Origin of the sequence: Lentimicrobium sp. S6 (assembly GCF_013166635.1) — a bacterium.
Classification (GTDB): domain Bacteria; phylum Bacteroidota; class Bacteroidia; order Bacteroidales; family UBA12170; genus UBA12170.
In genome coordinates, this window is the sequence record NZ_JABKBZ010000002.1 from 134,988 (window position 1) to 146,726 (window position 11,739).

Consider the following 11,739-nt stretch of genomic DNA (forward strand, 5'->3'; position numbering starts at 1 on the left):
TCTAGATGTTTAAGTAGTTCATGAGTGAGTCGTAGCGTTCTGTTAAACTTTCGTTTAGTTCAGTTTCAGTATAAGATGCTTTTATTTCGTAGTTATATCTTGAGAAGGTTTGAAGTACAGGTTCAATATCTATAGAATTCAACTTTATGGTGACTTCTATTTTTGTTGATTCAGCAAAGGTACTTACAAACAAATTGAGAATCTTTATGTTATTGGTTTCAACTATTTGAGCTATTTCGGAAAGAGAATAGTCATGGATATTCATCATTAAAACGATAATACCTCCTGGATTACTGAGACTTGTAATCTTAGCCAAACGAGCTGCTAAATCACTCACCAAAATGCTTCCTAAATAAATTTCATTTTGATCCACCACCGGAACTAAAGTTAGATGATGCTCATGTATCAGCTCTAAAACTTCAAACAAATGTTGTTCTGAATGCACCGAGATATTAACATTAGCAATGGGGTGTCCTCCAATGGCCTCCTCAAATCTATTATAGGAATAAATATCATCTTCACTGATTAATCCAATATAGGTTTCTGCATTCACGATAGGTAAATGCGTCACTTTATACTCCTCCATTAAACTCAATCCGAGCATGCCAGTATCGGAAGTTTTAAGCGGAACAATAGTATTTGTTATGAGTTCGTGTGCCAGCATTTAAAATGGTTTTTTATCAAATTCCTCATCAAGAATGATGGCAAGATAGTTAATATATCTAGATTCTGCAATCTCTCCATTTTCTACCGCTTCCTTAACAGCACATTGGGGTTCCCGCACATGCAGGCAATTATTATACTTGCAATCGTGCATAAAAAATTCCATTTCAGGAAAGTAACCTGCCACATCTTGCTTCTCCAAATTCACTACTCCAAATTCTTTAATCCCAGGAGTATCTATGATGTATCCATTAAATTCTAGGGGATGCATTTCAGCAAAAGTAGTGGTATGGCGACCTTTTTGATGAACGGAGGAAATTTCAGATGTTTTTAGTTCTATTCCGGGCTGAATGGCATTCACTAAAGCTGACTTTCCCACTCCGCTATGCCCACCAAACATAGAAGTACGACCTTTCATCATCGCTTTAAGCTCATCTATTCCATCTCCTCTGGTAGCGCTGGTCACCAAACATTGATAACCTATGGTTTGATATAATTCCAAGAACTCATTCTGAATTTCATTCTCTTTCTCTTTATTGAGATCCACTTTATTAAATACCAAGACCACTGGAATATGATAGAGGGCAGCAGTTAAGAGAAAGCGATCTATAAATCCAGAACTGGTTCGAGGCTGACTAATGGTAACCACCAGAAAAGCATAATCAATATTGGTGGCAATGATATGAGTTTGCTTACTAAGCTTGGTTGACTTTCGAATGATATAGTTTCTTCGTGGCAAAATAGAATCAATCACCCCATTTTCTTCTCCATCTTTGATAAAGGTAACCCGATCGCCCACTGCAATAGGATTGGTACTTTTGATACCTGCAATCTTAAACTTTCCTTTAAATCTACAAGAAAGCACCAGCCCCTCATCTGTTCTCACCTCGTACCAACTACCAGTAGACCTTACAACTACGCCGCTATTTTGTTTTTCTTTTGTCATTTAAAAATTTGATTATTTCTCAATTCAAGACTCTTATAAAACTAAGAATCAACTCAGAAATTTTCGATAAAGATAATACTTTGAATAATTTGCTGTAAATTTACAAAACATAAGTATTACAAATCGAATTCTATGCTACAAATTGTACTTTCTCTTATACTTGGTCCTTTAATGGCCGCCATATTATTTGGCTATATGAAATATCGATTCCCGAGAGGATATTTTGGACTTTTGCTTCGCTCTTATTTTTGGGGGATATTTAGCACCATTGTTTTCGCGACCATTTTTTACATCACCTATCAACAGGGCTATCTGGTTTTAAAAAATCTTAGACGAATTATTTTCTTTAGCTTTTTCATTATCGCCTTTGGTCAAGAAATCGGGAAATTCATTGTTTTAAGATATTTAATGCTGCCTGCTAAGGTATTTCGAAATCCTTCGGACAGCATTATCTATTCTCTTATGATTTCATTTGGAGCTGTGACGGCAACTAATATTGGTATCCTTTTATTTTTCCCAAATTATGATTACAGCCTACTCATTTCAAATGTATTGGTAGGAATGGTTTATGCAGTACTAATGGGCTTCTTTGTGGGCATGGGTAAAATCAGGAATAACAGAATGATAGATTCATTATCTGGATTGTTTGGGGCTATTTTATTCCACGGAATATATGAATTTATCATCCAAACCAATGATCAACTTTTAATTTGGCCTTTCTTGATAGGTTCAGGTATTATTACCTTTCTATTAATTGTTAAAAGTATTCAGATATCCGACGAACTCTAAACTAGAATTTATCTAATTTCGCAGCTTGAAGTAGTTATCAACTTAGGAACAATATATCAAGAATGAAAAAGCCCATCAGAAAACTCCATTTTGACAGTGTTTTAGAGATTTTAAAAGAATACGATTTAGAGTCTACCTACGAAAAGGTGAACATTATTCCTAATCATGCAGATTTATACGAGGAAATATCTTCTTATATAGATACCGAAAGCTTTAGCAGAAGAGCTGTATTAGGTATTGATATTTATCGATATGGAATGTTCAAACATCTTGAACAAACCTTAATCCCCGCTTTGTTTAAAATTTTCTTTGAAAAAGCCATTAGGCTCTGCCTTGAATCCAATCAATATGTATTTCAAAATTATGACAAAAAAGCAATAGAAAAAGCTTTTATTAGTACTGGCGATGGTGGATTCTTAATTTTAGAAACACCTCTTCATGCAGTGCTATTTGCCATTAATTTTGAATTGGTGGTTCGCTCATATAATGCTTATCATTTGTTTCCAAAGTTGAGAAAAATAATTGGTAGTATAGAGTTAAGATATGCTATTACCCACGATACGCTATTCCATTTCGATGATAATTATTATGGAAGCGCTATTATCAATAATGCCAGAATCTTAAACAAAGACAACCTGAATAGATGTTTGATTGACGAAAGCACTTATACCTGGTTCCTCATTAACTGCGATGGAATTGAAAACCTTCAGGTATACACCATTCATGATATTGCTAATGTTTATGATTTCCAAGAATACGAACTCAAATGGATAGACAAGGGAGAAAACCTAATTATTCCTCCAAAGAAATCCAGATACGATGGAATCATCAATTCGGATATTTCTAAGATTGGCCAAATTCAGTCCAAAGAAATGTATTTAAATATCTACAACCTTCACATCCAGGTTAGCATGTACATTCGTTCAGATGCCTCTCAAGATAAAGAAAGACTAATTACTATTAGTTTGGGTAATCTGAATACCTCAGGAATATAATAGTTCCAGCGTTGAATGTATCATTAAAAATCTAAAGTAATCTGATTTTCATTTGATGTGGTTCCTGGTTTGGGAGTTGGTTTTTTCGCCTTTTTATAGTGCATAGGTTTTGGCTTATCCTTCCTCTCCTCCACTAAAACATGGTTCTCGTCCACCTCTATTTCTAATTCAATCTTCAGTTCAGTAGCTTCTTGTTTAGACTCCTCCTTTATGGTTTTCTTCATGGGAGGAGGATTCTGAAGTCTAGGTCGTTTTGCTCGTTTTTCAAGTGGCTTCTCTGCCGGCTTTTCCACAGGCTTCTCTTCTATTTTTTCGACTACATTTGGCTTAGCCTCAACAGCTGATTTTTCTATTGCCTTAGGTTTTTCCTCAATACTTGGCCGCTCTCTTAGTTTGGCCTTTGGGGTTTCTTCCTCCTCTACCTTTTCTTTTTGAACTTCTTCCTTAAGAACAGGAGCTTTTTCTTCAATTACAGGAATAGGTTTTCCTGAGTCCTCCTCAATGGTATCTCCTTTCGTATTTGATTCTACTGCTGTTTCCTCTACATTGTCATCTTCTGTATCATCATCTAGAGAAGGGTATTCATAAGCTAAGGGAGCAGCCCATTTTAAAGATTTTACTTTATCATTGGTCAAGCGTTTTCCCTTAGCTTTAAGGCTTTTTATGCCAATGAAATCATCCACATGAATTACTTCAACATTGGAATCTTTTCCTTTTCCGGTAGTCAACTCAAGTTGAGCTAAATAATCGAGGCTATACTCTAACATACGACCATTTTCATCACCAACAAAACAGACTTTCCTATCGGTTTCATCGAGATAAAAACGCTTCACATAGGGCAATTTAGTGGAAGGCTCCACATAAACCACAGTCATTACTTTTCTAGGATCATATTTTTCAATGTGAATCATTTGATCGTCAAAATGATTACTGATATCGAAATTATAAAGCTGATAATGCCCGTTTTTAAGGATGGTTAAAATCCTATCCTCCCCTTTGAAAGCACCAAGATAAAGGCCTCTATCTTCTGTATTTAAGCGTTTCACCGTCTCGTCATACCAAATATCAATAGCGCCTAAAGTACTCACTCCGTCTTCTTTTACTATGATTTTTTTGATATACTTCTTGGTGAGAATATTTCCTTTTGAACCTCTTCCCTTAATAGATAAATCTTTGAAATCGAAGTCGAGAACAGTTTTCTTGAGCTTGGGTTCTGCTCTTAAGTATATCTTAATCACTTCGGCTTCCCCATTCGGATTGGCTGTGAAATAAATCACTTTGGAATCTTTTTTACCCGTGGTAAGATCATACATCTTATCGCGAGTAATGGAAGTTACAGGGAAGCGTTTCACATAGTAATTCCCTCCTCTACCTTCCCGATAAACCATATTATAGGTCATACGGTCATCGCTCCTATTGAACACATCCACATGAATGATATTCTTACCCACAAAGGTTTTAGAACTCACCTTGGTGACCATGAAGTTACCATCTTGCATAAAGACGATAATATCATCTATATCGGAACAAACACCTACATATTCGTCTTTCTTTAGTGCAGTTCCTACGAAGCCATCCTCACGATTAACATATAGTTTAGTATTCGCAACAGCTACGGTTGCCGCATTAATGCTTTCGAAATTTCTAATTTCCGTTTTACGCTCTTTTCCTTTTCCGTATTTCTTCTTAATTAATTTATAATAGTCAATCGCATAATCAATTAAATTGGCTAAATGAAATTCTACTTTAGCTAATTCCTCATTCAAAGCAAAAATCTGCTCATCAGCCTTAAAGCTATTATACTTGGATATTCTCTTGATTTTAATCTCTGTTAACCTGATGATATCATCACGAGTCACCTCTCTAATAAAATCCTTTACAAAAGGTTTTAATCCTTCATCAATAGCAACAATAACCTCCTCAAAGGATTCACAAGTTTCAATATCACGATAGATTCTATTCTCAATGAAAATCTTCTCTAAAGATAGGTTATGCAGCTGCTCTAGTAGCTCCCCTTTCTTGATATCCAACTCCATTTTCAGAAGCTTCACCGTTTGCTCAACTGAGAATCGAAGCATTTCCTTAACCCCAAGAAACTGAGGTTTATCGTTCATGATGGTACAAGAGTTTGGTGAAATACTCACCTCACAATCCGTAAAAGCATATAAGGCATCTATGGTTTGATCTGGAGAAACACCAGGTGCCAAATGGAGCAATATTTCTACATCTTGAGCCGTATTGTCATCAATCTTTTTTATCTTAATCTTACCTTTATCATTGGCAGAGAGGATGCTATCGATTAGATTGGATGTGGTTTTGGAAAAAGGAATCTCAGTAATCTTAAGTAATTTGGCGGACTCCTGAACAATACGAGCTCTCACCCTTACTTTCCCTCCTCTTAAGCCATCTTTATACCTTTCTACATCTATCAAACCACCAGTCTGGAAGTCAGGAAAAAGTTCAAAACTTTTGTTTCTTAAAACAGAAATAGAAGCATCTATCAACTCAATAAAATTATGAGGCAATATCTTAGATGCCAAACCAACGGCAATACCTTCTACCCCATGTGCCAGCAATAATGGAAACTTAACGGGTAAAGCAACAGGCTCATCATTTCTACCATCATAGGACGATTTCCAGGTAGTTGTTTTGGGGTTGAACACCACCTCCAAAGCAAATTTTGACAAACGTGCTTCAATATAACGAGAAGCAGCGGCACGGTCACCTGTAAGGATATTCCCCCAGTTCCCCTGCATGTCTATTAATAAATCTTTCTGACCAATATGAACCAAAGCGTCACCAATACTGGCATCACCATGGGGGTGATACTTCATGGTATTTCCAATGATATTGGCTACTTTATTATAGCGGCCATCATCCATTTCTCGCATAGAATGTAATATTCTACGATGAACAGGCTTTAAGCCATCGTGAATATCGGGAACTGCACGCTCCAGAATCACATAGGAAGCATAGTCGAGAAACCAGTTCTCATACATGCCCGAAAGGTGCAATGCCTTTTGCATTTCACCCCGTTTTTTTTCCTCCTCACGTAAATCTTCGTCTGGCTCTAGATTCTCATCTAGAGGGTCAATATGTTCGTCGTCCATTCTTATTAATTTTATGCTTGTGCTCTAATTCATTTATTCCAAAAAATCTATTTCCAAAATCGTAATATCATAGTTTCCACAAAAATAAATATAATTGCGAAAAATAGAAACCATTTCCAAAGACTAAATCCCTGATCCATCTGAATCAATTGAGCAGTGATTTGTTTGGCTGAAGATTTTATCATCTGAAAATTGGGCCAATTGTTCTGGGCTATCTTATTGGAGAGCTCTTCTGGTGACCATATTCTAAAATCCGATTCTTTTCTATTATAGTTTACAGCAATTTCTTCGGTTGTGTTTTCCTGATACTGCACTTGAAAAATCCCATCATTGGGCCATTGCACATGAAGCAAAGTATATTCTTGGTAGCTTTTATGCTTCATCTCTGGAATCCACATTTGCTCGCCCTGTTTCAAATATACAACCGCATCTTGAGCTCTATCGTCATGGTTTATCTTTACCTCAACAGGAATTCCAGAGCCCAAAACCTCGTACATGGGTTTCTGATCTTTAGATTGCATCACCATTTGATATACTACAGGCACAAATAAAGCATGTTGTGGCAGCTGACTATACGAAGCCTGCAATGGGAAAGCCAATTGATATACTTTTCCTTTTCCCATTTCCGATTCACTAAGCAAAGTCTTACCACTTCTGGTTTGTAATAAGCTCAAGGTGGAGCTAGCTGACTGCAGATTAATGGGCCAATATTGATAAATCATGGGTAAATCTATCTTCTGATTTTTATCGCTTTGCGCCCATTCCTTTTGGAATACCCTTTCGAAGAAGGATAGCTCTTTATTGATTTCATTTAAACGTACTGAAGCACTATCCATTGATTGATAGCTGGGCAAATTGTTTATTCTTAACCAAGAATGATACTGATTTTTTTCTGAAGGAATAAATAAAACTTGAGTTCCAGATCTCACGTCGTCGGCAAGCTCTTTAGCCAAGCCACTTCCCATTTCTCCAATGCCATTTACTATGATTAAATCTTGCTGAGCGAGTAGATTATAATCAACAGAATTAGCGGTGAAATTAGTTAATTGGATGAGGGTATCCTCCTGAAAAAGCTGATTGAGATAGGCATTGGATTTTTCATTGGAAATCACTGCCACTTGAAATAAATCACGAACCTGAAAGCCAAAGAATAATCTATCATCATAAGTAATTGGATAATCTTCTATTGCTATTCTTCCTGTAAAATGGCCTTGTTCCTCGTTGGTGAAAGACAAATCAAAGACTCGACTTTCTCCTGCTTCTAAATCCACTGTTAAAACAGCCTTTTGCTGCGATTGAATAAATAATTTAAGCGGAATGCTATTCTGGTCCTCCTCTCCATTATTACTTAATAGAACATGTAAAACCGATACGGTTTGAGGAAGCTGAACAGGATGCTCGAACCAAACACTATCAACAGAAAGGTTATTAACGGGATTGTTTTGAAGCGGTAATAGTCGGACGAGCAGATTGGAATCTACCACCATGTTTTTATTGAAACTAGCATTTTTCTGGAAATCGGAAAGAAGATAGAAATAGGCTTTATTGGAAAGCAATTCATCTTGATTTCGAAGCATCTGCTCTCTTTGAAAAACCTCCTCTATATCTTGTTGCATATAAACCGGCTCCACTTCCATAATATGTTGAGCCATTTCCATTTTATTAAACCAACGGTGATGACGCGCATCCATTTCATTAGTGATCAAATGGAATTTATCGCTGTTCTCATAAGACTCTAAGATATTCAAAGCCATGTTTTGAGCTTCGTTGAGCAAACTTCCATTTTCCCCCATATGAGTCATACTAAAGGAATTGTCCAAATACAAACTCACCATCTGATGCTCTTGCTTCTCAATAGCTGCATTTTCTTTTGGAATAAAAGGACGTGCAAAGGCCAAAACCACAAAAACAATAGCTAACAACCTCATTAACAACACCATAAGATGTTTCAGCTGAGATTGTTTCTTGGTTTTTTTGTGGATACTTTTTAAAAGTGCCACATTACTAAAGTAAACTTTCTGATACTTTCGGAAATTAAAAAGGTGGACTAATATGGGAATAGCCACTGCAAATAATCCGTATAAAATATTTGGGTATAAAAACTCCATGTTTAAGTATCAAAATTTATGGAAAAGCACAAAAATAAGGCATTTCATTTAATTGAGAAATAAGGCTTTCGAAAAGATTTAAACACTTTTATCCGCGACACATTCCCATAATTATCACTGAAAAAACTAAGCTTTTTAAAACTAAGCTAACATTTATTATAGAAAGCTGTTTTATAGAATATTACAATAGATATAAAACCCAATAACAGCTTATCATTTCTCAATAGCCAGTAAATCTCCAGCCACATCTTCTCTTAACATTAACATATCGTATACTATTTTAAACCAAATAGCAATGCAAGGCCAAGCCTTAACGGAGTAGGGAACAATAAATTCACGACGAACAATGGGTGGAAAAGCATCTGTAAGTGCCAAAGAGGTGAGAATAATAGATGAAGCAAAAAGCGCAATATTCCATTTATTCTTAGGACTAGCCACAAACCAAATAGCAATTCCTGCCATGGCAATCACAAAAGTAGGCGATTCAGCTCTATGATTAAAAATAACCACCCATATCAATATGGAAGCTAGAGTAAGTAATCGGAATCTATAGAATTGATATTTCTTACAAAAGAGCATGGGAATTAGAAACACCACCACTCCTAAGACCTGAATAAACAAGTTATTGATAGGAACTGAAGAAATGAGCTTTAGCACGCTTAAAAACGAGAAATTGAGATAGGTTATTTTCTCTGCTCCTAAAAGATTCATCCAGCTTTCTACCAAAAATTGATATTTCTCCAAATTGATAAATGCCAAAGGCAGAATCAACCAAACCGCAAACCAGAAGAAGGAATATAATACCACTTTCCATTTCTTGGGATAAAGCAAAAAGATGGCAAAACCCACTAATCCAAACACCTTAATAAAGACAGAACTCACCATGAAAAAACTGGCCCAAAATTCTTTTCCTTTCTCCATTTTTCCGAAACTCAGAATCATCAAGGCCGCTAATAACGCGTTGGATTGCGCATTGAGCAAGGCAGTGATTAATTCAAGCAAGACTATCATCACCATCAGGCCTTTTGAGAAATTAGAAATCCGCGGTAAATAATAGAAGGAATAGACCAATAATAGCGCATTTAACAAACTCCAGAGCATCAACCCTATCCAATCGGGAAAATGGCTAAAAACCCCAAAAAAAACCGCAAAACTTGGAGAGTATTTAAAAAAATCAAAGTGTTCTGTAGGATGAATGACATAGAGATTTTTACCCTGGAAAAGATGATGATGAGAGTATTTAAATATCTCATAATTATTATAGTGAGAATATAGATTTTCATCTACACCAAAAGTCTTTTCACCTCTAAATAATAATGTAGACATCACTAGTATGGTTAGCATACTAATAAAGATGAAAATCGCTTTTCTATTGGATAAAAACCTTTGTAAATAAAGACGCACCATAATATTCAACAATTATGGTGCGAAATTATATATTTTAATCCTATTTATCTATTGGTATTTAAGAAGCTTCATTAACTAATCAACCACTTCACCAATAAGGGTAGCAGCAGTACAATCTAATACTTTCACCATGGCATAATCACCTGGTTTATAATCCTTTCTTGGAAATACTATCATCTTGTTCTGGCTATTTCTACCGGCTAACTGCTCGTCTGACTTCTTAGAAACTTTTTCTACTAAAACTTCGAAGGTTTTCCCAATATCTTGCTTATTAAGCATCAATGCTGATTTCTGCTGCTGCTCTATAATTTCTTGTAATCTTCTGCTTTTAACCTCCTCCGGAACATCATCATCAAATTTCTTTGCTGCAATGGTATCTGGACGCTCAGAATATTTAAACATAAAGGCATAATCGTAAGCGACCCATTCCATCAAACTCAAGGTTTCTTGATGATCCTCCTCTGTCTCGCTACAGAATCCTGCAATAATATCAGTTGACAATCCCACATCTGGAATATGTTTTTTAATGGTTTCAATGCGCTCCATATACCATTCTCGGGTATATTTTCTATGCATTTTTTTCAGTACTGCAGAACTCCCCGACTGAACTGGAAGGTGGATATAATTACAGATATTATGGTGTGCTGCAATAGTTTTAATTAAATCATCTGAAATATCTTTTGGGTGAGAAGTGGCAAATCGCACACGTAATAGTGGAGACACTTCTGATACCATTCTCAATAAATCGTGAAAACCCACCTTATCTTCTTCAGAATCCCATTTATAAGAATTCACATTTTGGCCTAATAAAGTCACCTCCTTATATCCTTTTGCAAATAATTCTTTTGCTTCTTTAATAATGGTGTGAGGGTCACGGCTACGTTCCTTCCCTCTGGTAAAAGGAACCACGCAATAGGTACACCAGTTTTGACAACCACGCATGATGCTAATAAAGGCAGAGATCCCATTATCACCATAACGAACAGGTTCTATTTCGGAATAGGTTTCTTCTTCGCTCAATAAAACATTAATGGCTTTTCGACCAGAATCCACGGTTTTAATCAAACCTGGTAATTCACGATAAGCATCAGGCCCCACAATCAAATCAACAAATTCTTGTTCTTCTATGAGTTTTTCCTTTAAACGCTCGGCCATACAACCCAAAATACCAACAGTGAGATTGGGATTACGCTTTTTCATCTTTTTAATTTCATGTAAACGCTTTCTTACTCTTTGCTCGGCATTATCACGAATAGAACAGGTATTGATAAAAATCACATCGGCATCTTCTGGACTATCGTTTTGTTCGTAGCCAATTCCTTTCATAATGGAACCCACAATTTCGCTGTCCGATACATTCATCTGGCAACCATAGGTTTCTATATATAGTTTTTTATTAATGGGTTTTAAGTCCATAAAGCTTTGTTTTTTAGTTATTTAAACAATTTTATTTCAATTCTAAAATGGATTACAAACCAGTGCATTGTCTACTTTAATCATCCGTATTTTATAGAACCTGAAAGAATTAACGATTGGGATAAACAAACATTTTTTTGTTAAATATTTCTAAATATATGAATATTAGATAGTTATACCATCCCAATGGGGCGCAAAAGTACATATTTTTTCTTTCAAAAGAAGAATAGATTTGGATAAATAAAATATTTATGTGTTACTTTGCGCGAAATTTCGAAGAAATAAAACCGTAAATAGCATTCATT

7 protein-coding genes and 1 pseudogene are annotated in these 11,739 nt (G+C 35.8%); 2 read left to right on the forward strand and 6 right to left on the reverse strand.

Annotated features, from left to right (window positions below; genetic code table 11):
• Position 1: 1 nt before the first annotated feature.
• Complete coding sequence (locus tag HNS40_RS01525) at positions 2-664, reverse strand: CBS domain-containing protein (RefSeq protein WP_172276536.1); 663 nt, start codon at positions 662-664, stop codon at positions 2-4.
• The gene (gene rsgA / locus HNS40_RS01530; RefSeq protein WP_172276539.1) at positions 665-1,609 is read right to left on the reverse strand and encodes a ribosome small subunit-dependent GTPase A; all 945 of its coding nucleotides are present in this window, start codon (positions 1,607-1,609) and stop codon (positions 665-667) included. It lies immediately after the preceding gene.
• A 132-nt stretch (positions 1,610-1,741) separates the two neighbouring features.
• Here rsgA and HNS40_RS01535 point away from each other — a divergent pair, with 132 nt between their 5' ends.
• The gene (locus tag HNS40_RS01535) at positions 1,742-2,398 is read left to right on the forward strand and encodes a PrsW family glutamic-type intramembrane protease (RefSeq protein ID WP_172276542.1); all 657 of its coding nucleotides are present in this window, start codon (positions 1,742-1,744) and stop codon (positions 2,396-2,398) included.
• A 62-nt stretch (positions 2,399-2,460) separates the two neighbouring features.
• The gene (locus tag HNS40_RS01540) at positions 2,461-3,393 is read left to right on the forward strand and encodes a hypothetical protein (protein WP_172276545.1); all 933 of its coding nucleotides are present in this window, start codon (positions 2,461-2,463) and stop codon (positions 3,391-3,393) included.
• Positions 3,394-3,875: 482 nt separating this feature from the next.
• Here the strand turns inward: HNS40_RS01540 and HNS40_RS01545 are convergent.
• From HNS40_RS01545 to miaB, 4 genes and pseudogenes are all read right to left on the reverse strand, one after another.
• A pseudogene (locus HNS40_RS01545) lies at positions 3,876-6,503 on the reverse strand (DNA gyrase/topoisomerase IV subunit A); the annotation flags it as partial.
• 47 nt (positions 6,504-6,550) lie between these two features.
• Complete coding sequence (locus tag HNS40_RS01550; protein WP_172276551.1) at positions 6,551-8,611, reverse strand: BatA domain-containing protein; 2,061 nt, start codon at positions 8,609-8,611, stop codon at positions 6,551-6,553.
• Positions 8,612-8,824: 213 nt separating this feature from the next.
• Positions 8,825-9,937 (reverse strand): glycosyltransferase family 87 protein, encoded by a 1,113-nt coding sequence (locus HNS40_RS01555; RefSeq protein WP_172276558.1) that lies wholly within the window; start codon positions 9,935-9,937, stop codon positions 8,825-8,827.
• A 156-nt stretch (positions 9,938-10,093) separates the two neighbouring features.
• Positions 10,094-11,434: a tRNA (N6-isopentenyl adenosine(37)-C2)-methylthiotransferase MiaB gene (gene miaB, locus HNS40_RS01560; RefSeq protein WP_172276564.1), complete on the reverse strand. Its 1,341-nt coding sequence runs from the start codon at positions 11,432-11,434 to the stop codon at positions 10,094-10,096.
• Positions 11,435-11,739 lie beyond the last annotated feature (305 nt).

Bases quoted from the DNA above. Each gene is read 5' to 3' on its own strand.
- HNS40_RS01540 (WP_172276545.1), top strand. From the start codon at position 2,461: ATGAAAAAGCCCATCAGAAAACTCCATTTTGACAGTGTTTTAGAGATT.
- HNS40_RS01525 (WP_172276536.1), bottom strand. From the start codon at position 664: ATGCTGGCACACGAACTCATAACAAATACTATTGTTCCGCTTAAAACT.
- HNS40_RS01555 (WP_172276558.1), bottom strand. From the start codon at position 9,937: ATGTCTACATTATTATTTAGAGGTGAAAAGACTTTTGGTGTAGATGAA.
- rsgA (WP_172276539.1), bottom strand. From the start codon at position 1,609: ATGACAAAAGAAAAACAAAATAGCGGCGTAGTTGTAAGGTCTACTGGT.
- miaB (WP_172276564.1), bottom strand. From the start codon at position 11,434: ATGGACTTAAAACCCATTAATAAAAAACTATATATAGAAACCTATGGT.
- HNS40_RS01550 (WP_172276551.1), bottom strand. From the start codon at position 8,611: ATGGAGTTTTTATACCCAAATATTTTATACGGATTATTTGCAGTGGCT.
- HNS40_RS01535 (WP_172276542.1), top strand. From the start codon at position 1,742: ATGCTACAAATTGTACTTTCTCTTATACTTGGTCCTTTAATGGCCGCC.